This is a genomic window from Ilumatobacter sp., from assembly GCF_046290335.1.
Lineage (GTDB): Bacteria > Actinomycetota > Acidimicrobiia > Acidimicrobiales > Ilumatobacteraceae > Ilumatobacter_A.
The window spans coordinates 25286-47860 of sequence record NZ_JBKAGH010000004.1 but is presented as its reverse complement, the minus strand read 5'-3'; the positions used below and the strand labels follow the sequence as shown (position 1 = coordinate 47860).

Below are 22575 nucleotides of genomic sequence, written 5' to 3'. Positions count from 1 at the left end.
TTAGGTCCATGTCCATCATCGAGACGACCCGAGTGGGAGTCCGCGGGACGCCCCGCGACAAGGCCCCCGAGCCGACCCTGTCCGACGCGACGATCACCAGTGAGCGCTACTGGTCGCCCGAGTTCGCCCAACAGGAATGGGATGCGTTGTGGCCGCGCGTCTGGCAGGTCGCGGGGCGTGTCGACCAGATTCCCGAGCCCGGCGACTACATCACCTACGAGATCGGGCGCGATTCGATCATCGCCGTGCGCGGCGAGGACGGCAAGGTCCGCACGTTCTACAACGTGTGCCAGCACCGCGGGAACCGTCTGGTCACCGCGGAGGTGGGTTCGCTCTCGGGCGGCGAGTTCGCGTGTGCGTATCACGGGTGGCGTTTCGGTGACGACGGCCGTCTCAACTGGGTGCCCGACGAAGACGACTTCCGCGACGACTTCCAGGGCGGGTCGCCTTGCGGCAAGCGCAACCTGGTCGAGATCCAGAGCGACACATGGGCCGGGTTCATCTGGTTCAACATGGACGACGGTGCGGCCCCGCTGCGCGAGTGGCTGTCGCCGGTCGCCGATCATCTCGACGTGTACCGCATGGAGGACATGAAGCGGACGCATTGGGTCACGATCGTCGGTGACTGGAACTGGAAGTGCGTGCAGGACAACTTCAACGAGAGCTACCACCTGCCGTTCGTGCATCCGCAGACACTGGCGTCGATGAACGAGCACCACAGCGGCTGTCAGTTCGACCTGTACGAGTCGGGTCATGCGCGCATGCTGATGCCGGGCGGGGGCCCCGGGCCGCAGTACCGAGGCAACCCGGAGCGCACGCTCAAGTCACTCAAGGCCGATCTCGACTTCTGGGGCGTCGACCCGGAGCCGTACCTCGACGACCTGCCGTCGATCCGTCTCGCCTTGCAGCGCGCCAAGCGCGAACAGGGCGAAGCGAAGGGCTACGACTTCTCGCAGTACTCCGACGAGCAACTGACCGACAACTACCACTACACGGTGTTCCCGAGCATCTCGTTCTCGATGAAGCCCGACGGGTGCATCTGGCTGCGCGGTACGCCGCATCCGACCGATCCGCAGAAGTGCATCTTCGACATGTGGTACCTCACGCTGTTCCCGAAGGACACCAACGAGTACTTCTCGAACTCGATGAAGGACTGGGTGTCGATCGATCACCAGGCCGAGCACCAGACCGGCCTCGCCGGTGAGGTGTCGTGTGGTCCCGGCATCGACCAGGACGTCGCGATCTGGTCGACGCAGCAGCAGGGTCTTCGCTCGCGCGGGTTCCGTGGCGAATACATGCCGTGGCAGGAGCGGCGGATCAAGTTCTTCCACGACGAGATCGACCGCTACTTGACGATGGGGCCTGCCTGATGGCAGGCGACAGCGTCGACACCGTCGAACTCGGTGATCTCAGCGATCTCGCCGACGGCGAGATGCGCTGCTTCGAAGACGTCGGCAAGTACGGCATCGTGGTCTGCCGCGTCGCGGGCACGCTGCACGCGCTCGAAGACAACTGCAGCCACGCCGACACTCCGCTCAGCGAAGGCCGTTTTCGCGGCAAGATGATCACTTGCCCGCTCCACGGAGCGCAGTTCGACGTCACCGATGGCTCGCACTCCGGCCCGCCCGCGTGGGAAGGCGTGCCGTGTCACACGGTCGTCGAGACCGAGACGGGAGTGTCGGTTCGTCTCGACGGGAGCGTGCGCGACGACCGGTCCGAAGGGTTCGGCGGCGCGGGCGGCATCATCCAGACGCGCTGACGGCGCGACGGTCCGACTCGTGGCGGATGTCACCGCGTCCGTACGGTTCTCGGTCATGAATGGCGCACTCCCCACCACGACCTCGCAGATCACGACCGACTGGCTCACGGCGGTCTTGCAGGAGTCGGGAACCATCCCGGCGAGTGTCTCGGTGGCGACGGCGACCGTCGATCCCCAAGCTGGTGGTATCGGCTTCATGGGCGAAGTCGGCAAGCTGACGCTGACCTACGACGGTGACGCCGGCGCTGCGCCGACCTCGATGATCGCGAAGTTCGCCACCCAGTCGCCCGAGGTGGCTGCGTTGATGCACCCGACGCGCGTGTTCGAGCGCGAGCACCGTTTCTACGAGCGCATCGCAGCGACGTCGCCGGTGCGCACGCCCGAGGTGTACCACGTCACCTGCGACGTCGCCGACACCGCCGCCGACGAGCAGTATCTGCTGCTGCTCGAAGACCTCGGCGGGTTGACGCTGGGCGACCAGTTGGCGGGCGTCTCGCCCGAGCAGGCCGAAGCCGCACTCGTCGGCTTGGCCAAGCACCATGCCCGTTTCTGGAACGGTGCCGGGCTCGAGGACGCGCCGTTCATCCCGGTGATCAACGGTCCGCTGAACAAGGCCGGCCAGGGGATCTACGAGGCGTCGCTGCCCGGCTTCACGGCCGTGTTCGGTGATGTGCTGCGGCCCGAGATGGTGCCGATCGCGGAGGCGTACGGGAACAACCATCCCAAGATGCTCGATCGCTTCGCGGCGATGCCGCACACGCTCGTGCACTTCGACTACCGAGCGGACAACTTGTTCTTCGAGGGTGGTGCCGGTGAGCCGACCGGCGACGTCGTGGTCATCGACTGGCAGTCGATCTCGGTGGGCGGTGGCGCGGCCGACGTCGGCTACTTCATGGGACAGAACCTCTCGACCGCCGACCGTCGCGAGCACGAAGATCGGCTGCTGCACCGCTATCACGACACGCTCGTCGACAACGGTGTGACCGACTATCCGTTCGAGCAGTTCTTCGACGACTACCGACTCGCCGTGGTGTACGGCTGGGTGATCCCGGTGTTCGCAGTCGGTTCCCTCGATTCGTCGAGCGAGCGGGCGGTCGCGCTCTGGACCGCCGTGATCGAACGGGTGCAGGACGCGATCTTCGACCACGGCGCACAGGAGTTCATCGAGCGGTGATGAGTGCCACGGCCGAACTGTTGAACCTGTCAGGCAAGCACGCGGTCGTCACCGGCGCGGCGACTGGCATCGGCGAGGCGATCGCTCGTGTGCTCGCCGCGGCGGGCGCCTCGGTCACCGTGGCCGACGTCGACGTCGAGGGCGCGCAGCGGGTCGCCGACGACATCGGTGGTTCGGCGGTTCACCTCGACGTCACCGACCCGGCGCTGTGCCGCGACGTGGTGTCGAGCGTGGGGGAGCGACTCGACATCCTCGTCAACAACGCCGGGTCGTACCACGACGCGGGCAGCATCCTCGATCAGTCGGTGGCCTCGTGGCAGCGCTCGCTCGACATCAACCTGGCGAGCGTGTTCAACTGTTCCAAGCCCGCCGCGACGCGCATGGTGGAGCAGGGCGATGGGGGAGCGATGGTCAACATCGCGTCGGTCGACGGCATCGTGCCGTGCCTGGGGACCGGCTACGACACGGCCAAGGCCGGGGTCATCCACTTCAGCAAGAGCCTGGCGCTCGACCTGGCGCCGCACGGGATCCGCGTCAACTCGGTGAGCCCCGGAGTGATCCCGGTGCCGACGTTGGCGAAGATGCGCACCGGAGAGATCGAGCACTTCTGGCCCAAGGACGCGTCGACGAGCGGGCTGATGGGTCCGATCACCACCCAACGATCAGCCAACGTCCCGCTGGGTCGCACGGGTCGCCCGGACGAGATCGGCAACGTGGTGCTGTTCCTCGCGAGCGCAGCATCGAGCTACGTCACGGGTCAGAACATCGCGGTCGACGGCGGCTGGACGATCGTCTGAATCGGTCGTCGTGAGTCGCCTGATCTCGATCGCCGCCGGGGTGTGCCCGGAGACCGATCCGGCGTCGTTCGTGTCCGCCGCGGCAGCGGCGGGATGGCCCGCGTGTGGCGTGTGGTTCGATCCCGAGACCTGGTCCGATGTCGTCGCGGCCGAGGTGCGGCGTCGACTCGACGACACGGGCGTGGTGGCGCTCGACATGGAGCCGATCTTCGTGCTGCCCGACGGGAACGGCGGCATCACCGATGTGGGCGACCGACTGGTCGACGCCGCTGCGGCCGTGGGGGCGCGCAACGTGCTGGTCGTGAACCGGGGTGCCGGCGACGAGCAGTTCGTCGAGCGGTTCGCCGAGTTGTGTGACCGGGCCGCGCCCGCGGGCATCACGTGTGCGCTCGAGTTCCTCGCGTTCATGACGGTGCGGTCGTTGAGCGGGGCGGTCGCCGTCGTCGACGCGGTGGCCCGTCCGAACGCGGGTGTGTTGGTCGACGGCTTGCACCTGGCCCGGACCGGCTCGACGCCCGCCGATGTCGCAGCGTTGCCATCGTCGATCTTGCCGTACGTGCAGATCTGCGACGGACCCGCCGAGATGGGACCCGATCCGATCGCGGACGCGCTCGACCTGCGTTCGATCCCGGGCGAGGGCGGCCTGCCGGTGCGGGAGTTGATCGCCGTGGTCGATCCGGCGACCCCGCTGTCGCTCGAGGTGCGCTCGGCGCGCCTGCGCACCGACTTCCCCGATCCGACCGACCGAGCCCGCCACCTCCTGGACGGGACTCGCCGATTCCTGGAGACCAGCACGACATGACCAGCACGACCCCAGCGAGCACGACCGTCGAGGATCTGCTCGACGAACGCGACATCGTCGCTGCGGCGATCCGCTACACGTGGGCGCTTGACACGCACGATTGGGCCATGCTCGACACCGTGTTCGCCAGCGATGCGACGGCCTATCTGACGCGACCCAAGCTGCTCGAAGGACGTCCGGCGATCGTGGAGCGTGTGACCACCGCGCTCTCGCCGCTGGATGACAGCCAGCACCTCGTCGGCAACCACGAGGTCGCGATCACGCGGGGGAGCGACGGTGCGCCGGACACGGCGACGCACCGGTGCTATCTGCACGCGCAGCACATCCGGCGCGCCGCGGCCATCGACGGTCGCTCGCCGCACTATGTCGTGGCCGGTCGCTACGAGGATCGCTTCGAACGTCGCGCCGAGGGGTGGCGGATCGTGCATCGCGAGTTGGTCACGATGTGGACCGACGGCAACAGTGAGGTCGTGACAGGAGGACCGCGATGACCGAAATGCAGCCCAACACCTATCCCTTGCCGAACGTGTCGAACGACCTGGCCGGCCAGGTCGCGCTGGTGACCGGCGCGACGTCCGGACTCGGATGGCGTTTCGCCCAGGTGCTCGCCGCAGCCGGCGCGTCCGTCGTGGCCGCCGGTCGGCGCCAGGAGCGCCTCGACGAACTCGTCGCCGAGATCACCGCGGCGGGCGGTACCGCCGCGGGTGTGGTGATGGACATGACCGACACCGACAGCATCCTGGCCGGCGCGGCCGAGGCAGCCGCGGCGTTCGGCACGATCACCATCCTCGTGAACAACGCCGGCATCCCCGACGCACAGCGGGCGCACAAGATGTCGATCGACCTGATCGATCGCGTCTTCGACACGAACCTGCGCGGCCCGTTCGTCCTGTCGTGCGAGATCGCGCGGCATCTGATCGAACAGAAGCTGCCGGGGCGCCAGATCAACATCGCCAGCATCTCGGCGACGAACTACGACGGCCACGGCGCTGCGCTGTACTCGGTGACCAAGGCCGGGATCGCACGCATGAGCGAGGTGCTCGCCGTCGAGTGGGCGCGCAATCACATCAACGTGAACTGCATCGCTCCCGGAGCCTTCCATTCCGAGATGATGGACGGGATGCTCGAGCGGATGGGCGACTTCAGTGGCGCCACGCCGCGCAAGCGTCTCGGCGATCCGGCCCAGCTGGACTCGACGCTGCTCTACCTGTGCTCACCCGCCTCCGACGCGGTCACCGGCGCCATCATCAAGGTCGACGACGGCCAGAGCTCCCGCTAGCGATCTCTCGGTCAACTCGTTACCGCAGGCTGACGAGTTCTGATCTGGCGAGGTGCGCTGGGTGCTCGTCCTGCGTCAAGTGCCTTTGCGGTCGGACAGCTCCGAGCGTGGGCATGGCGTTCCGGTGGTCGAGACTTCCAGCGCAGCTGTAACGCATGACCGGGGTAGCGGCGTCATCTTGGGGTGGATGTGTGGGAGCCGAACGTGAGCGGTGACGCGCGTGCTGCTCGCGTCGATGCGTTCTCTACCGAGTACCGGCCCCGGGCGGTTGCGTGGGCGACGGCGTTGACTGGCCGGGTCGACGTCGGCGAAGAGCTCGCCCAGGATTCGTTGATCAGCACGGTCCAGCGCCTCGACGATACACGCAATCCCGGCGGGTACTTGCGGGTGACGGTGGTGAATGCGTGCCGGTCCTGGCATCGTGCGACGACACGGGAACAACAGCGACTCGCCGCAACGCGTCGGGAGACATCGGATCACTCCATTTCCGAGAGTTCGATGGAGATGCTCGATCTTCTGACCGAGCTTCCGTATCGACATCGTGCTGCATTGTTGTTGCGGTTCTGGGCGGGGTGGTCCGATGGCGAGATCGCCGAGGCGTTGGGGTGTCGACAAGCAAGTGTGCGGGTGTTCGTTCATCGCGGCCTGAAGGCGCTGCGGTCCGTGATCGATAGCAATGAGGAGGCGTGGTGATGTCGGATCAGATCATCGAGAGAATCCGGATGGCCGCCGAGGAACTGACCGGCGTGCCATCGGCTGCAGATCCCGTCGAGGAGGAGCGCTGGCGGCCCGGTCGGGCGATCGTGGTCGCCAGTGCCGCTTGCCTTGCGATGCTCCTGATCGGATTGGCGGCGGTCACGAACGTGCGCCGCGAAGATGCAACCACGTCATCGGGGCCGGCGTGGTCGTCGATGACGGTTCAAGCCGATGCCGGCGAATGGCTCGATCTTCCGGCGCCACCCGACGGGCTTCGCCAGGAAACGAACCTGTCGCTCGCGTCGACGGTCGTGTGTACCAGCGCAACGATCGTCGAGGACTCGCTGACCTGCACGGAGCTCGAAGGACAGATCGAATCGCACTACCTGCCAACCGCCGCTCCGCCCGGCGCCGACCAGTCTGAGAACGAGATCTCGGTCCGCTTTCTCTACATCGATGCCAAACCTGCTGACATCGTCCAGTCCATGGACGGTCGGTCTCCAACTCAGCTCTCGGTGAGGGGGACCGACGGGTTCATGGTCAGTGACGATCGAGAGACCACGGTCGTGTGGAGCGAACGGCCCGGCACGATTTCGAGGCTCACTACGAAGACCGGAACGGGACATGACCCTGTTGCGCTGGTTGAGAGCCTCGTTCCAAGGTCGTGGCCGGAATCGGTGCGCCCGCCGATGATTGCCGTCGAACTGGGCGCCAAGTGGAGTGCGGTCGACGACAACCACCCGTATGCCCTCGCCACGACCCGTCCCGACGGCGACTGCATCAGCATCGGCTACGTCCCCTCCGAAGCGACGGGAACGACGTCGGTTGCTGGGGAGAACCTCGCCTGCACAGCATCGGATCAGCAGGCGTGGACGGTGGGCACCATCTCGGGTCAGGCCGGTGCCGACGATCCTGCCGGAGCCGAACAGGACGTGTTCGCCGGCCTCGTCCCCAACTCGGTCACCCGGGTCTCAGTCGCTCTTGATGATGGACGAGAACTGAGCGTTGACACCGTTGCCGTCCCCGGGCTCGAGACTCGGGCGTGGGCGACGCTGACGGGCGCACCCCAGGGAACGATCGCGGTCGGCACGATCACTGGCATCGGCAACGACGGCGATGAAGCGTTCACCGAACCGTTCGTCGCTCTGATGCCAACGGTCGTTGTCGACAACGTCTGCTTCCAACCCGGAACGACCGGCATCGTTCCCGATCTTGTCGGCCAGGATCTTCGAGCAGCTGACACCGCACTCCGCGCTGCCGGCTTGATCATCGCCCTTCCCGTCAGCAGCGATCGACTCCCGATCATCATCGAACAAGACCCAGCCAGCGGGACCAACGTCTCATGCGGCGACGTCGTCCTCACGTACGAGGAATAGGACTGCACGCGGCGACGTGCTGCCGTACTAACCGCGAGCTTTGGAGCATCGTGTGGACGCTTCCTGATGAGTTGATCGTGTCGGGCGGCAAGTGCGGCGCAATCGTGGAGAGGTCTCGTTTCTGATCTCTGGTGGCTCGACTCGACGCTGCTCTACTGGTGCTCACCCGTGTCTGACGCGGTCATCGGCGCCATCATCAGAGTCGACGACGGCCGGAGCTGCCGCTAGCAGGGTGCTGAAAAACCCGGATTGGTGCTCGCGTTCTGTGTCTGGATGGAAAAGAATGGGGTCATGCGTGGAACGCCTGATCGTCAGCTTGCTCTGTTGTCGTCGTTGAGCACCGAGGACCTGATCCCGGCCGAGCACCCGATCCGGAGGATCCGTGTGGTGGTCGACACCGTGCTTGCCTCGATGGACACTTCGTTCGAGGCGATGTATGCGACGTCGGGACGTCCGTCGGTGCCGCCGGAGCAGTTGTTGAAGGCGTCGGTGTTGATGGCGATGTACTCGATGCGTTCCGAGCGGGCGTTCTGCGAACGCCTCAACTACGACATGTTGTTCAAGTGGTTCCTCGACCTCCCGATCGATGCAGCTTCGTTCGACGCTTCGACGTTCTCCAAGAACCGCCAACGCCTCCTCGACGCTGACATCGCCGACGAGTTCTTCGCCGCCGTGGTCCGCCAGGCGAAGCTGCGCCGGTACATGTCGTCGGATCATTTCTCCGTCGACGGCACCTTGTTGCAGGCGTGGGCGTCGCACAAGTCGTTCAAGCCCAAAGACGACTCGGGCAGCGACAACAACGAGGGCCCAAAGGGCCGCAACTCCGAGGTGCAGTGGCACGGCCAGAAACGCTCGAACGACACGCACGCGTCGACGACCGATCCGGACGCACGCTTGTATCGCAAGTCGAACAACACCGCCGCCCAGCTCTGCTACGCCGGTCACCTCTTGATCGAGCACCGCTCGGCGTTGATCGCCGATGCCGAGGTGACAGCGGCGACCGGGTTCGCAGAACGTGACTGCGCGATCGACATGTTGAAACGACTGCCGAAGAGTGGTCGGCGAAGAACGGTGGCGGGCGACAAGAACTACGACACGAAGAACTTCGTGAAAGACGTTCGCGCCGCCGGGTTCACGCCGCACGTCGCGCAGAACAACACCAACCGAAGATCGGCGATCGACGCCAGAACGACCCGCCACGCCGGCTACACCGTGTCGCAGCGGATCCGAAAGCGGGTGGAGGAACCGTTCGGCTGGATCAAGACAGTCGGCCAGGGCCGCAAGGTCCGCTACATCGGCAACGACCGGAACCGGGCCTGGTTCAAGATGGAAGCCGCCGTCTACAACCTGATCCGGATCACGGCCCTCGACGCCGCAACCGGATGAAGATCACCTCGGCAAGGTCGCCACCGGCCGCCTCCGGAGTCGGGGATCAGTGAGCGATCACCCGAAACCGACAACGGAGATCCCCGAAAACTGACATCGAAGACCAAGCCAGCGCAATGACAACGAGGCGGGCCGCCCTCGATCCGGGCGTCCCGCCCTCAGACCCCGAATTTCAGCACCCTGCTAGCGCCGCCCTCGGCCAACTCGTTCCCGCATGTGCGCCGCAGGCTCAGCCCGCAAGAGCGAAGAACTCGAGGGCGAGGTTGTCGGGATTGCGGAACGACGCGGCCGAGCCGTAGCTCGCGTCGAAGCCGAACTCATGCCGAATTGGCGCCCGACGGCACCGTATCTCCTGAGAAATCTTGCATGCTGTGGTTGCAAGCGAACAAGTGTTCGATATAGTTCAACACATGGGGTTCGCTCAGGTGGTCGAACAGGCGATGGGGTTGACGCCCGACCAGGTCACCGCACGCCTGCGCGAGATCGAACTGGCGGAACGTGCGCTGGCGGTGGAGAAGGCTGCGCTGGTCGCAGTGGCGGACGCGGCCGGTGTTCCGGCGATGGACGGCCACGCGTCCACGATGGGGTGGCTGGTGGCCAACACGAACTGCTCCAAGGCGACGGCGGTTCGGATGCGGCAGGTCTCGCGACTGCTGAACCACGTCGAGGAGATCGCTGATGCGTTCGCCGCTGGCTCGTTCGGTGTGTCGCAGGTCGAGCTGTTGGCGCGGGCGTTCGCGAAGCGTCGCGGTGGCACCCGGCTCGGTGAGGTGGCCGACACGTTGGTCTCGGTCGCCGAGCACATGGACTTCGACGCATTGTCGGTCTGCGTGCGCCGATGGGAACTCAACGTCGACCCCGACGGCATCGCGGACGACATCGCCGCGGCCGCCGCCGGTCGGCGAGCCCACGTCGTCGAGCTCGACGGAGCGGTCGACGTCTCGGCGCGGGGCGGCGATCCGATCGCCACCGCCGAGATGGTCACGGTGTTCCAGCGTTATGTCGACGCCGAGTGGCGGATCGACGCGGAGCGGGCTCGCCGCGAGCACGGAGCGTCGTGCCCGACCTCGCTCTTCGCCCGGACCGCCGACCAACGACGCTTCGATGCGCTCTTGGCGATCTTCCGTGATGCCGTCACCCTTCGCGTCGATGGCAAACGACCGGAGGTGATGGTCAACGTCGTCATGTCGCAGGATCACTTCGTGTCCGCCCTGGCCCGACACGGCCTCTTCGACTCCGACCGGGTCGTGGATGCGATGCCGCTCACGCAGCAGCGTTGCGAGACCTCGACCGGAACCGTGATCACGCCCGACCTGGCCATCACGGCGGCGCTCACCGGCCACGTTCGCAACGTGTTGCTCGATCGCAACGCACGAGTCACCGACCTCGGCCGCACGCAACGACTGTTCAACCGGGCGGCACGCGAGGCGGCTGCGCTGCTCCCGACGAGTTGTTCGTGGCCGGGATGCTTCGTGCCCGCCGAACTCTGCGAGGCCGATCACATGGACGAGTGGGAACGAGACCACGGTCTCACCGATCTGGCAAACGCCGATCCAGCGTGCCGGCGCCACAACCTGTTCAAGACCAACAACGACGTCACCGTCACGCCCACCACATTCGGCGCGACCCTGCACACCAGATCCGACGGCACCCACCTGCTGCCGACCGGCGCGTCGCCGCCACCAGTCGACACACCGCTCGACACCGTCGAGTGGCACGGCTGGACCGTCGAACGACTCGACTACCGCGACCTTGCCGACTCGGCGTGAACGCCGGCGGCGGAACGTCCCGCGAGTGCGCCGAGACCTACCCGGCGGGGATGATGCGGGCGAGCTCGAGGATCTTGCTGGGTGGGAGGTACTGCGTGGTGACCGTCGCTCCGAACGGGGCGAGGGCATCGGCGATCGCGTTCGTGATGGCCGCCGGCGCACCGATCATGCCGCCTTCGCCGACGCCCCGGAAGTCGTTCTCGCCACCCGCCGACAACGTTTCCAGGTGATGCACCTCGATCTCGGGGATCTCCATCGCGGTCGGCACCAGGTAGTCCATGTACGTCGCGGACTGCAGGTTGGCGTCCTCGTCGTAGGTGGCCCGCTCGTACAGCACCGCGCCGATCCCTTGGGCCACACCACCGCGGACCTGCCCGTCGACGATCGCCGGGTTGATGATCGGACCGCAGTCCTCCACGACCAGGTAGCGGGGGAACGTGACCATGCCGGTGTCGAGGTCGACGTCGACGATGCACGCATGGGTGGCCACCGACCAACCGCCGTCGCCCTTGCCGGCGTAGCTCTGCGTGTAGTCGAACGCCGCCGCCGACGACCCGGTCGCCCGTTCGTCGGCGACGGCCTTCGCGATCTCGGCGAACGTTGTGCCGCGGGCCGGGACGCCCGCCACGTGCACGTTGCCGTCGACGATCTCGATGTCGTCCACCGACGCTTCGAGCAGGTCGGCCGCCTTCTCGACGAGTTGACGGCGGACCTCACGAGAGGCGTACTTCAGCGCGCCGCCACCGATCGGGCCGCCCCGACTCCCGCCGGTGCCGAGCAGGCCGAACGGTGTCCGTCGCGTGTCGCCGTACACCACCCGCACGTCGCTCATCGCCACGCCGAGCTCGTCGGCGACGACCTGCGCGTAGGTCGTCTCGTGGCTCTGACCGTGCGGCATCTGCGACGTGTAGACCACGACGGATCCGTCCGCCTCCACGGTGGCGCGGGCCTGCTCGGCGAGCAGCGTCTCGGTGCCGGGGCTGATGCAGTCCCAGTAGCCGGGCGGGCCGGGCGCTGCCTCGTGATAGGTACAGAAACCGAGTCCGAGCGCGTGGTTGCGTGCCCGTGCCGCGTCCCGGTCCCGTTCGAACTGGTCGAGGTCGAGGAGTGCGACGGCGCGGTCGAGCGTCTTTCGTGTCGACATCGTCTCGTCGATCATCGGACCCGTGATCATGGCGGTCGGCACGTGCTCCTCGCCGATCATGTTCTTGCGTCGAAGCTCCACCGGCGAGATCGCGAGTCGGTGGGCGACGATGTCGAGCATCCGCTCGCGCGCCCACGTCTCGTTCGCCCACGGACCGCGGTAGGCGACGTACTTCCCCTTGTTCGTCGCGGCCACCCTCGACCGGATCCGGAAGGCGTCCCAGCGGTACGAGCCGGGGAACATCACCTTCATCATCCGGGTGATCATCGGCGCGCCGACGGGGAACCCGGGGTAGGCGCCCTGATCGAGGACCAGGTCGACCGACATCGCCCGCAGCGTCCCGTCCGCGTCGACCGCGATCGACACGGTCAGGTCCTCTTCGCGAGCTTGTCCACCGTCCATCAGGTTCTCGACGCGGTCCTCGATCCACTTGACCGACCGGCCGGTCTCGATGGCGGCAGCGATGACGGCGACGTCCTCGCGTGCGACCGATCCCTTCGAGCCGAACCCGCCGCCGATGTCCTGGGCGAGCACCGTCGGATAGTCGTCCTTGCCGAGCAGCCCGATCCCGATCGCGTTGGCGTGCTTGAGGAACGACGTGTCGGCCTTCAGTTGCGACACCATCCCGGCGTTGTCCTGGGCCTTGAGGCCCTCTGCGTTGCTCGACACGAACTCCTTGGCTCCTGCGAAGAACCCCGAACGACGGTCCTTGTTGGTGACGAAGCCCTTGAGCGCGGATCGCATCGTGCGTTTCTCGGTGAGCGCGGCACCGGTCCAGCGCAGCATGTGGCTGGACTGCGTCGCGTTGTGGATCGTGAGATGGCCGGTGTCGGCATCGACCTCGACCACGCTGCCTCGGGTCTCCATCGGTTGGTTCGACTGGCGAGGGCACGTGAGCCGCTCGGTGATGACGTGATCGGCCGCGGCGAACGCCGCGTCGACGTCGCCGAAGACGTCGGTGTGGTCGTACAGCACGTTGCCCTTGGCCTTCTCCCACAGCTGGGGTTTCGACGGGGAAAGGGCGTCGGCGATCGAGGCGACCGAGTCGAGCGGCTCGTAGTCGACGTCGATCAACTCGAGCGCGTCCTCGGCAAGATGGCGTGACTCCGCGAGCACCAGTGCGACCGGGTCGCCGACCATCCGAACCTTGTCGGCGCTCAGGCAGTGGTACAGCGGCGTGTAGAGGTCGGGCAGCATCGAGAACGGCGGGAACGGGTGCGTGAGTCGTTCCATGTCGGCACCGGTGAACACCGCGACGACGCCGGGAGCGCGGCGAGCAGCGCTCACGTCGATCGACGTGATCGTCGCGTGCGCGAGTGGGCTGCGCAGGAAGACGGCGTGGGTGACGCCGGGCGGCGACACGTCGGCGACGTAGCGTCCGGTGCCGGTGAGGAGCCGGTCGTCTTCGACCCGCCTGACGCTCTGGCCGACGAGGCCGCTGCGGTTCGACTCGCTCACTGGTCGCCTCCGTTCATCACGCGCACGGCGGTCTCGACACCGGCGACGATCGACTGATACCCGGTGCAACGGCACAGGTTGCCGCTCAGCTCCTCGCGGATCTCCGCGTTGGTCGGGTTCGGGTTGTCCTCCAGGAGTGCGACGGCGCTCATCAGGAAGCCCGGCGCGCAGAACGCGCACTGGAAGCCGTGCGCGTCCATCATCGCCTGCTGGATCGGATGGAGTTCCCCGTCGGGCCCGGCGAGTCCTTCGATGGTGGTGACATGTCGACCGGCGATCTGACCGGCGAGCAGCAAACACGATCGGGCCGGCTGGCCGTCGATCAACACCGTGCAGGCACCGCACACGCCGTGTTCGCAGCCGAGGTGCGTGCCGGTGAGGCCGCAGTCGTCGCGGATGACGTCGGCGAGGGTGCGTCGCGCCTCGACGGTGACGGTGTGCTCGGTGCCGTTGACGACGAGCGACACGTCGATGACACTCCCGCCGGCTGCGACTTCCGCATCGAGTCGGTTCATGCGAGCACTCCGATCTTCGAGGTGGCGGTGCGGAGCCCCCGCCGGGTGAGTACCCCAGCGAGGTGCTTGCGATAGGCGGTCGTACCGTGGATGTCGGCGGGTGGTTCGAGCTGGGCCGCCACGATCTGCGCGGCGGAGTCGAACGCGTCGGGACCGGCGATCGAGCCGACGAGCGTCGCCTCGGCGTCGGGCACCCGGATCGCCGTCGACGCGGCACCGAAGTAGGCGAGCGCGGCGTCGACGATCGTGTCGCCGTCGAGATCGAGGCGCAGCGCCAGGCCGACGAGGGCATAGTCGCCGTGGCGTCGGGCGACCTCGGTCACCGAGCCGACCGAGTTCGGCGCCCAGGTCGGGAACGTGACGGCGGTCAGGATCTCGTCGGAGCGAAGTGCAGTGTCGAGGTACCCCTCGAAGAACTCGTCGGCGGCGATGATGCGCTCACCACCGATCGAGGTCGCGGTGAGCGTGGCACCCGTCGCCAGCACGACGGCGGGCATCTCGGCGGCCAGGTCGCCGTGCGCGATCGAGCCGAGCACCGTGCCCTGTGTGCGGATCGCTCGGTGAGCGATCCACGGCATCGTCTCGTGGACGAGCGGCGCCTTCTCGGCCAGCACCGTCGATCGTTCCGCGGTCGCGTGCCGCACGAGCGGGCCCAGGGTGACCGAGTCGTCGTCGCCGACGGTGATCGCGTCGAGTCCGGCGATGCCGCCGATGTCGACGACGTGCGCGGGGCGCCCCATGCGCAACGCCATGAGCGGGACGAGGCTCTGCCCGCCCGCGAGGATCTTGGCCTCGTCGCCGTGTTCGGCGAGCAACGCCAGCGCGTCGTCGAGCGAATCGGGACGGTGGTAGATGAACGGTGGAGCCTTCACTCGTTCAGTGTCGCGCAGACGCCCGGTCGGCGAGGTCGTGCGGACCCGACGACAGGTACCCCTTCGCCTCGCGCACCGCGGCTCCCCACGGTGTGAGCAGGTCGACGAGTTCTTCCACGTCGTCGCCGAGCCGGTCGAGCACCGGTCGCATCATCGCGTCGGTGGTCACCTCGATCTGTTCGCGCAGTTCGCGTCCTGCGTCGGTGAACGTCGACGCCGCCGTCAGCAGGCCGCGCGAGCGCAACCGTTCTTCGGCCGCGTCGAACTGCTCGTCGGACCATGCTCGGGTTCGGCTGTAGCTGCGCGCCGGAAGACCCCAGTACAGCTCGGTGAGGATGCCGATCTCGGTGGCATCGAGGTCGGCGCCGATCCACGCGGCCGTGTGGTTGTCCCCGCGGTACTCGCGGAGCAGGTCGCCTCGGCGCCAGATCACACCGAGCGGGTGATCGGGGTCGGGGAGTCCGCTCACGCCGGCGGCGAGCGGCCGCCCTTCGACCTTGAGTCCGTCGGTCGCCCGGACCAGCAGCTCCGCCACCCGGTCACGCCCTTCCGGTTCGTTGCCGAGTATCCGCTCGAGCTGCCCGATCGCACCCCGATCGCGGGCGTCGCAGATCGTGGCCGCGTCGGTCAGTTGCCATCCGTAGGTCACCGACGGCACCACCGCCTCGGGGTTGAACACCGCGAACGCCGAGGCGACGACGTGACCGCTGACCTGGCCCATGACCGAGCCGCGGCTCGTGAAGTACGCGGGCCCGTCCGGCAGCGCGACGCCGTCGGCTTCGTGCTGCGACGGCGAGAAGCCCAACTCGGCGTACGCCGCGTGGCATTCGGGAGAGAAGTACACCTGTCCGATCACGGGCTCGAGCGCGCCGCCGAGCCGTCGTTCGATCGTGGGTCCGTCGTGTCGATCCATCGGCTCGGTGTAGCCGATGTCAGCTCAGTCGTACGAACCCTGGACGTTGACCGTGACGTTGATGCGGCGTGAGTCGCCCGTCGGGCCAGCGGCATCGGCGAGTCCGAGCCAGGCGACGAGACGATCCTGATCCTCGACGCGCAGTCGGGCGCAGCCCTTGCTCTGCGGTGTGGTCGGCACGTTGTTCGAGCCGTGGATCGCCTGGCCGCCGTCGAAGTACAGCGGTTTGTACATGTTGCCGTTGAGCGGATTGTCGATGGCGACCGGATACGTGGTGCTGTTGTGCCAGCCGCCGTTGCCGAGCGCCGGGTCGAAGCGGAACGCCCGCGAGCGGTCCTGGTCGCGGGTCTCGAAGCCGGCTTCACCGGTCGACGTCGGGAAGATGAACGTGATGCCATTGTCGCCCTCACCGGCGAACATGATCTGGCAGGTGCGATCGATCAGGATCCACCGCTCTGAGTTGAGCGCCGAGGTGAACGGCTGGCGGATCGCCTCGGTCGACATCAGCAACTGTTCTTCTTCGCTCCCGGCCTCCATGTCGGCCCGCGTCACCGGCAGATTGAGCGCGAGTCGGGCGGCGCAGAGCCGCTGCTGTGTGACCGGGCCGGACACCCCGTCGACGAGCAGCTCTCGAATGCCGTACCCGGCGAACAGCTCGTTGAGTTTGGTCTGTTGCGCCTTGACCGCCTCGGTCCGGGCCGCGTCGACGATCGCCTGATTCGGTGCCGTCTCGGCGCCCGTGCGGTCGTCGAGGCCGTTGTCGACGCAGACGTCGAGCAGCTGTCCGGGGTAGATGACGTCGTCGGTGAGGCCGTTCTCGGCCTGGATCGTCGGGATGTTGACCGTGGGATCGTCGAACTCGTCGGCGATCCCGCCCAGCGAGTCGCCCGGCTGCACTTCGACGACACAGCGCGGTTCGAACACGTCGAGTTCCGGCACCGTGCTGGTCGTGGTGCTGGTCGTGGTGGTGGTCGTGCTGTCGGGCGTCGTCGTGCTGCTCGGGGCGATCGTACTGTCGGGCGTCGTCGTGACCGCGGTGGTCTCAGGTGTCGTACCAGACGGCGTGTCAGGTGTCGCATCGGACACTTCGGGCTCGCTCTGGGATGCAGCGGCGCCGGGAATCGGGACCGATTCGGCGCGACTGTCGGTTGCCGACGCGCATGCGGATCCGACCAGGCAGAGCCCCATCAGCATCACTCCGGCTCGCTGTCCACGCATATCGGTACGGTACCGACGCTGTTGGTGCGAGGGTCGTCGCGCAGCGTGGTCGACGAGAATGTTTCGTTCTCCAGCCTCAGCCAGCATCAGCAACCCGACGTGACGAGGTCGAACGGGACCGCGGTGCTCGACCTGACGAAGTCGCCTTCGACCCAGACGGGAGAATCGGTGGCGGTGCGGCCGCGCCACTCGATGACGCGGACGTTGTCGATCGCCATCGACGCCCGCAGAGCGGGCGGCATGTCGACGAGCAACGTGGCGGTGTTCGGTCGACTTCCTGTCGGCCCCGGTGCCAGCAACGAGTCGGGAATCGGGATGTGGACGCGGTGCCATTCGCCATCGTCGGGCGCGTCGATGTCGAGCACGACCTCGTTGAGCCGTTCGCTCTCCGGGTCGGCAGTCGGATCGGTGTCGTCGAAGTCGAACGCGACCATCCGGATCTGAGGCGACTCGCCGCGTTGGCGCTTGACGTCGAGCACCACCTCGTAGCTGGCGGGTGGGTCGAGCGGAGTGCCGTCGGCGTCGAAGTGCCGATGCGCACTGAGGTCGACACGAGCAGCGATCTGCGATGTCGTGCCGCTGTTGGGATCGGAGAACATCTCGAGTGAACGGTCGAAAGGCTCGTCGCTCGCGCCGCGGCCGAGCTGCCACCGTTCGGTCAGCGCTGACACTCTCCAATGCATCGGCCAGCGTTGCCGGTCGTCGGCGAGATCGTCGTCGAAGTGTCCCCAGTCGAACAGGTCGGTTCCGACGTCGATACCGTCGGGGAGGAGATCGCTGCGCACCAGCGCGCACGCCGCGAGTTCGGTCGGCTCGGAGTTCGCCGGTATGCGCAGCGGTGCGGTGAGACGTCGCGTCGTGATGAGCCCGGAGTTGCGGTCGAACATGAATGCGGCCTCGTTGCCCGATGAGGCCGCAGTGTCTGTGTTTGTGTTTGTGTTTGTGTCGGTGTCGGTCTCGGTCTCGTCCGAGCGGATCACGGCACCGACGTGGAGGCCGCTCACTCGTTCGCTGTGCGCCTGGATCGCCGATCGGGCGTCGAGGGTCCTGATGATCGTTCGTGCGGATCGACCGGTGACCGGAATCGGACGGTAGCGATCGAGCATCACCGGGAGCATGCGGGCTTCGAGCACGTCGTCCCCGTCCGTGATCACCCGAAGGATCGCACTCGGGAACGTTGCGAGGAAGTCCTGATCGAACACCAGGTTGCCGAGGCTGTACGCGATCAGCTTGTCCCGATACCACTCGACGCCTTGGAGCACGTGCGGGTGATGGCCGATGACGAGATCGGCGCCGGCGTCGATCGCACGGTGGGCGATGCTGCGAACGAAGCTGCTCGGCACCGCTGCGAACTGAAAGCCGCCGTGGATCTGGACGATCACGGTGTCGGCCCCGGCCGAGCGCAGCCGCTCGATCTCGGCTTCCATCTCCGATCGTCGGTACGGAGCGGCCCCACCGTGCCCTCGACGGGCAACCCAGTCCTGGAGTTCGGGGTACGTCTCGACGAGCGCGCTCCAGAGGTCGCCGGTCGCATCGTCGTCGCTCGCGGGTCTGAGTTCGTCCTCGATCTCGCTGAAGAGCCGCCAGGCCTCACCGATTCGTCGCGCCTCGACGGGCACCACGACGGTGCCGTCGTCGAAGCCGAACTCGCGGAGTTCGTACTGCCATCGCTCCGACTCCTCGAGATCGGGGGGTAACGGGTCGTCGGCTGCCGGAAGTTGATCGTTGACGAAGCTGCCGTTGACCGTGGTGAACGAGATCGTTCCGATCGACAGCGACCCCACGTTGCTCAGCACGCCGCGCACGGCGTCGGCGCGGGTCGCTGCGGCCCCGACGTGTTGCAGCCCCACGTCGTCGAGCAGATCGATCGTCGCATCGAGCCCGACCTCACCCCAGTCGTACGCGTGGTTGTTGCCGAGTGTGATCAGGTCGGCGCCCATCTCGTCGAGCGCGTCGATGGTGTGTGGAGTGGACTGCAACAAGAACCGCTTGCCGGCGAGCGCGAGTTCGTCGCCGAACTCGCCGATCACGCTTTCGAGGTTGACCACGGTCCAGTCGGCGGCCGACGACAGCGGTGCGAGGTCGCGCACGACCCGGCGGGCCGATTCGGCGTCGTCGACGAACGACACCGGACGTTCCGGGTCGAGGTAGCGACGTCCGAGCATCACGTCACCGCCGAAATGCATCGAGACGCGTTCGCGTCCATCTGCGCCGGTCCGATCCCACAGGTGGACGGTGGTGACGGCGTCGGTGGTGTCGATCACCACCGGCTCGACGAGCGATCCCTGAGCCGACACGTTCGCAACGACCGGATCGGTCAACGACAGCTGGACCGACCCACCGCCGTTCGTCACGGAGGTGACGTCGCCGATCGTGACGTTCGCACCGGCCACGGGCGCGCCCCGCTCGTCGCGGACGATCAACGTGACGGGCGCCGGTGCTTCGACGACTTCGTCGGACTGGGGGCCGAATGCGCACGCACTGACCACCGTCGACGCGGCTACGGCGGCAGCGAAGAGGCGCGTCGATCGGCGATGCATACGTTGACGTATCGGTCGGTCTTGCCGGTTTCTTGAGAATTCGCCCGATCGGTCAGAAGCCCAACAGCGGCCGCTCCATTTCTCGCGTCTCGCTGGTGTGGTCCGAGACATCCGACGCGGCGAGTTGTGCCTCTCGTGCCGCATCGGATGTCTCGGAGATCGGGGTCGACGGTGCCGGCGATCGAGGGACGCGGCGTTGGCCGCGTTGTTCGTCGAGCGCGGTGAGCAACACCGTCGCAGTGAGATCGTGAGCGATCGCCGGGCTCGGTCGAAGCGGAGCGGACGCGAACTTGGCGAGCTGCGCCGAGAGCCAGATCTCGGCCTCGTGAGCGGCCCGAGGATGCTGTTTGGCCCAGGCCGTCCACGGGGCGAACCAATCGGTCGCCGGGGGTTCGACGTATTCTGCGCCGGCCTCGGCAGCGGGTACGAGTTCGGTCTGACGTCGACGAAGGCGTCGCGCGAGCGCCGTCGGGAGGGCCACGAGTTGTTTGGCGAAGAGCGAGCCGAAACTCGCGAGCGAGAGCAGTTTCCAGCCGAGATGCAGCGTTTCGTCGGTGATCGTCGTCTGGATCCACCAGGTCGTGGTGACGGCGAAGGTGCTTGCCATCGTGACGCCGAGCAGCACTCGCGCCGGCGACGTGCGCTGCGCGTCGTTGGCGAGTAGACCGGGCAGGAGCAGGGGGGTCAACGCGAGCGAGCCCACGGCGAAGTGTGATTCCCACCCGTCTTCGAAGATCCGCCCGCCGATCCAGAGCCCGCCCCAGGTCAAGACCGACGACACCAGGAGCATCGCGGAGAACTTGCGTCGCCCGAACAGGATCATGTGGTGCATCAGCACCTTCGAGACGAACGCCCACGTGGCCGCGGCGATCGCCAGCGCGGCGACGACCTGCCAAGGGTCGGCCATGAACATGCCGACGAAGGCCGCACCGACGAAACCTCCGCTGCGCAATCCATAGTTGATGGCGACAGCCCACGATGCAGCCACCGACAGAGCGACAGCGACCGGCAACCACTTGACGTCGATCGCCGTCGTGCCGAAGCCGTCGATCGGCGCGAGTTCGTTGACGCCGGGAAGGTCGAGGATGAGCGCCAACGCGATCGGCGTCGCGACGATGACGCCCGCCATCACGACCGACTTGGTGGTCTTCCACACACCCTGGCGGGCCATGTCGTGCGCGATGAGCGCCGGGACGATGTAGCCGACGCCGATGAACAGTGGGATGTCGTGCTCCCACAGCCATTGTCCGGATGGCGTGATCCGGAGCATCGCCGTCTGGATCATCGTGGAGATCACCGCGAGCAGCGCGAACTTGGTGCGCCCGTACAGCAGAAAGTATCGACGCAGCACCTTGTTGACGATCGCGTAGGTCAAGAACGCGTTGAGGAACGTCGCGACGATCACGGCCGGATGGATGATGAACACGGCGATGTAGCCGGGCACCACGATCGAGCCGGTGGTCAGGTGACGTTTCTCGTACATGACCATCGACACCACGACGCCGAACACGAAGGCGAAACGGATCCACTCCGAGGAGAGGAGATAGTCGTGCATCAGCCGGTGTCCGCTCCCACGACCTGTGCGAACTCGATGTCGTCGCTCGGTGTCCACGGCGCAGCTTCGTGCTCGAAGTACTCGAGCATCTCCTCGGCTTGATGGGTGTGGATGTTGACGAAGCCGACGACCAGGACGTGCGACGACGGTTGCTGCACGATCATGCGCTCGATGATCTCGTCCTGGTCGACCTCGTGCTCGTCGCCGAGATTCAAGATGTGCTCCGGCGGATAGCCGTTTTGCTTCAAGCGCTCCGTCACGAGACCTTCGTAGGCGCCGAAGGTGACGAGACGATCGAAGTCCAAGTCGTTGACACCGACGTCGGCGAACTGGATGGCCCGTCGTTCCCGGTCGGCTCGATTGTTGAGGATGCCGACCAGCAACGTCTCGTCGGTGGTGAACGGATCGAGCTTCAGCATCGCAGCGACCATCGACTCGCGGTCGTTGACGGCGAACAGGTTCGCCCAGGTGACCTTCTTCGCCTGGCCCGGTTCGGGCCCGATCGGGCCGGTGCCGATGCGCAGTTCGTTCATCCGCAAGACACCCGGGTCGGGTGCGGCGTCGACCATCCCCTTCATCGCCACGTCGCGGGGAATTCCGATGATGTCGGCGATCGTCAAGGCGATGGTGATGTTTTCCTTGAACGCGATGTAGTCGAAGGCGTTCACCTCGTCGTCGGTGACGCGTTCGGGGTCGCCGACGATCAGTCGAGAACCCTTGGACCGCGCGACGTCGCTCATGATGGCGAGGATTTCGGGGTTCTGCTCGGACGTGACGAGGATGCCGTTGGTCGGACACGTCGAGAGCAGCGAACGAGCGATCTCGGGCAAGGTCTCGCCCATCACGTCTTGGTGGTCTTCGCGGACGTTGGTGAGCACGCCGATGTTGGAACGAACGATCATCCGCTCCGAGACCTCCTGGTACTCGGGTTTGAGTGCCATGCACTCGATGACGAGCGCGTCGACGTCGGGCGTCACGTACCGCTTCGCGGTCTCGATCTGCTCGAGAATGGTCGGCGGACCTTTACGTTGGATGGGTTCGTCGATTCCGTCGCGGTTGATCACCGCAGCGAAGGTTCCCGTCGACTTGGCGACGGTGACGAGTCCGTGTTCACGCAACATGCCCGCGATGATGCGAGCGACCGTCGACTTGCCACGGATTCCGTTGACGTGGATACGCCAAGCGAGCCCGTCGACACGACGACGATGAGCGAGAGTTTCGAGTCTCCAGCGGAGGATCAACGCGACGCTGACGAGAACGCCAGCGATCACTATGAGAGGCACGCTCGTCTTTCGTCCGTTTCTCAAGAGACCTTGAGAAAC

The 22575-nt window shown here is 66.5% G+C and carries 19 protein-coding genes; 11 read left to right on the top strand and 8 right to left on the bottom strand.

Annotated elements, in window-relative coordinates; translation table 11 throughout:
- The first annotated feature begins 8 nt into the window (after positions 1–8).
- From ACE37B_RS16270 to ACE37B_RS16220, 11 genes are all read left to right on the top strand, one after another.
- Positions 9–1370, top strand: a complete 1362-nt coding sequence (locus tag ACE37B_RS16270) for an aromatic ring-hydroxylating oxygenase subunit alpha (protein WP_409924387.1) — start codon at positions 9–11, stop codon at positions 1368–1370.
- Positions 1370–1759, top strand: a complete 390-nt coding sequence (locus ACE37B_RS16265; protein WP_409924386.1) for a Rieske (2Fe-2S) protein — start codon at positions 1370–1372, stop codon at positions 1757–1759. Before ACE37B_RS16270 ends, ACE37B_RS16265 begins: the two co-directional genes overlap by 1 nt.
- Positions 1760–1814: 55 nt before the next feature.
- The gene (locus ACE37B_RS16260) at positions 1815–2933 is read left to right on the top strand and encodes an aminoglycoside phosphotransferase family protein (RefSeq protein WP_409924385.1); all 1119 of its coding nucleotides are present in this window, start codon (positions 1815–1817) and stop codon (positions 2931–2933) included.
- Positions 2933–3730: an SDR family NAD(P)-dependent oxidoreductase gene (locus tag ACE37B_RS16255; RefSeq protein ID WP_409924384.1), complete on the top strand. Its 798-nt coding sequence runs from the start codon at positions 2933–2935 to the stop codon at positions 3728–3730. The genes ACE37B_RS16260 and ACE37B_RS16255 overlap by 1 nt, the downstream gene beginning before the upstream one ends.
- 10 nt (positions 3731–3740) lie before the next feature.
- A complete protein-coding gene (locus ACE37B_RS16250; RefSeq protein WP_409924383.1) occupies positions 3741–4532 on the top strand; it encodes a sugar phosphate isomerase/epimerase family protein in 792 nt (263 codons plus the stop codon).
- A complete protein-coding gene (locus ACE37B_RS16245; RefSeq protein WP_409924382.1) occupies positions 4529–5023 on the top strand; it encodes a nuclear transport factor 2 family protein in 495 nt (164 codons plus the stop codon). Before ACE37B_RS16250 ends, ACE37B_RS16245 begins: the two co-directional genes overlap by 4 nt.
- A complete protein-coding gene (locus ACE37B_RS16240) occupies positions 5020–5811 on the top strand; it encodes an SDR family NAD(P)-dependent oxidoreductase (protein WP_409924381.1) in 792 nt (263 codons plus the stop codon). Before ACE37B_RS16245 ends, ACE37B_RS16240 begins: the two co-directional genes overlap by 4 nt.
- A 183-nt stretch (positions 5812–5994) precedes the next feature.
- Positions 5995–6504 (top strand): RNA polymerase sigma factor, encoded by a 510-nt coding sequence (locus tag ACE37B_RS16235; RefSeq protein WP_409924380.1) that lies wholly within the window; start codon positions 5995–5997, stop codon positions 6502–6504.
- Entirely contained in the window at positions 6504–7883 is a 1380-nt protein-coding gene (locus tag ACE37B_RS16230) for a PASTA domain-containing protein (protein WP_409924379.1), read from the top strand. The genes ACE37B_RS16235 and ACE37B_RS16230 overlap by 1 nt, the downstream gene beginning before the upstream one ends.
- Positions 7884–8174: 291 nt before the next feature.
- The gene (locus ACE37B_RS16225; RefSeq protein ID WP_409922866.1) at positions 8175–9269 is read left to right on the top strand and encodes an IS5 family transposase; all 1095 of its coding nucleotides are present in this window, start codon (positions 8175–8177) and stop codon (positions 9267–9269) included.
- 410 nt (positions 9270–9679) lie between these two features.
- Entirely contained in the window at positions 9680–11038 is a 1359-nt protein-coding gene (locus ACE37B_RS16220) for a DUF222 domain-containing protein (protein WP_409924378.1), read from the top strand.
- Between the two features lie 37 nt (positions 11039–11075).
- On the opposite strand, the gene ACE37B_RS16215 is transcribed toward ACE37B_RS16220, so the two are convergent.
- From ACE37B_RS16215 to pgsB, 8 genes are all read right to left on the bottom strand, one after another.
- Complete coding sequence (locus tag ACE37B_RS16215) at positions 11076–13640, bottom strand: xanthine dehydrogenase family protein molybdopterin-binding subunit (protein WP_409924377.1); 2565 nt, start codon at positions 13638–13640, stop codon at positions 11076–11078.
- Positions 13637–14155 carry a (2Fe-2S)-binding protein gene (locus tag ACE37B_RS16210; RefSeq protein ID WP_409924376.1) on the bottom strand — a complete coding sequence of 173 codons (519 nt, stop codon included), beginning with the start codon at positions 14153–14155 and terminating at the stop codon, positions 13637–13639. Before ACE37B_RS16210 ends, ACE37B_RS16215 begins: the two co-directional genes overlap by 4 nt.
- Positions 14152–15027 (bottom strand): FAD binding domain-containing protein, encoded by an 876-nt coding sequence (locus tag ACE37B_RS16205; RefSeq protein WP_409924375.1) that lies wholly within the window; start codon positions 15025–15027, stop codon positions 14152–14154. The genes ACE37B_RS16210 and ACE37B_RS16205 overlap by 4 nt, the downstream gene beginning before the upstream one ends.
- 4 nt (positions 15028–15031) lie before the next feature.
- Positions 15032–15940: an SCO6745 family protein gene (locus ACE37B_RS16200; protein WP_409924374.1), complete on the bottom strand. Its 909-nt coding sequence runs from the start codon at positions 15938–15940 to the stop codon at positions 15032–15034.
- Between the two features lie 24 nt (positions 15941–15964).
- Complete coding sequence (locus tag ACE37B_RS16195) at positions 15965–17158, bottom strand: LysM peptidoglycan-binding domain-containing protein (protein WP_409924373.1); 1194 nt, start codon at positions 17156–17158, stop codon at positions 15965–15967.
- 86 nt (positions 17159–17244) lie between these two features.
- Entirely contained in the window at positions 17245–19698 is a 2454-nt protein-coding gene (locus ACE37B_RS16190; protein WP_409924372.1) for a CapA family protein, read from the bottom strand.
- Between the two features lie 52 nt (positions 19699–19750).
- A complete protein-coding gene (locus ACE37B_RS16185) occupies positions 19751–21253 on the bottom strand; it encodes a poly-gamma-glutamate biosynthesis protein PgsC/CapC (RefSeq protein ID WP_409924371.1) in 1503 nt (500 codons plus the stop codon).
- On the bottom strand, positions 21253–22536 hold the full coding sequence (gene pgsB / locus ACE37B_RS16180) for a poly-gamma-glutamate synthase PgsB (RefSeq protein ID WP_409924370.1): 1284 nt from the start codon (positions 22534–22536) through the stop codon (positions 21253–21255). Before pgsB ends, ACE37B_RS16185 begins: the two co-directional genes overlap by 1 nt.
- Positions 22537–22575 lie beyond the last annotated feature (39 nt).

Coding starts and splice junctions, on each gene's coding strand:
- ACE37B_RS16230 (WP_409924379.1), top strand. CDS start 6,504: ATGTCGGATCAGATCATCGAGAGAATCCGGATGGCCGCCGAGGAACTG.
- ACE37B_RS16190 (WP_409924372.1), bottom strand. CDS start 19,698: ATGCATCGCCGATCGACGCGCCTCTTCGCTGCCGCCGTAGCCGCGTCG.
- ACE37B_RS16240 (WP_409924381.1), top strand. CDS start 5,020: ATGACCGAAATGCAGCCCAACACCTATCCCTTGCCGAACGTGTCGAAC.
- ACE37B_RS16195 (WP_409924373.1), bottom strand. CDS start 17,158: ATGCGTGGACAGCGAGCCGGAGTGATGCTGATGGGGCTCTGCCTGGTC.
- ACE37B_RS16200 (WP_409924374.1), bottom strand. CDS start 15,940: ATGGATCGACACGACGGACCCACGATCGAACGACGGCTCGGCGGCGCG.
- ACE37B_RS16225 (WP_409922866.1), top strand. CDS start 8,175: ATGCGTGGAACGCCTGATCGTCAGCTTGCTCTGTTGTCGTCGTTGAGC.
- ACE37B_RS16245 (WP_409924382.1), top strand. CDS start 4,529: ATGACCAGCACGACCCCAGCGAGCACGACCGTCGAGGATCTGCTCGAC.
- ACE37B_RS16185 (WP_409924371.1), bottom strand. CDS start 21,253: ATGCACGACTATCTCCTCTCCTCGGAGTGGATCCGTTTCGCCTTCGTG.
- ACE37B_RS16210 (WP_409924376.1), bottom strand. CDS start 14,155: ATGAACCGACTCGATGCGGAAGTCGCAGCCGGCGGGAGTGTCATCGAC.
- ACE37B_RS16265 (WP_409924386.1), top strand. CDS start 1,370: ATGGCAGGCGACAGCGTCGACACCGTCGAACTCGGTGATCTCAGCGAT.
- ACE37B_RS16270 (WP_409924387.1), top strand. CDS start 9: ATGTCCATCATCGAGACGACCCGAGTGGGAGTCCGCGGGACGCCCCGC.
- ACE37B_RS16260 (WP_409924385.1), top strand. CDS start 1,815: ATGAATGGCGCACTCCCCACCACGACCTCGCAGATCACGACCGACTGG.
- ACE37B_RS16255 (WP_409924384.1), top strand. CDS start 2,933: ATGAGTGCCACGGCCGAACTGTTGAACCTGTCAGGCAAGCACGCGGTC.
- ACE37B_RS16220 (WP_409924378.1), top strand. CDS start 9,680: ATGGGGTTCGCTCAGGTGGTCGAACAGGCGATGGGGTTGACGCCCGAC.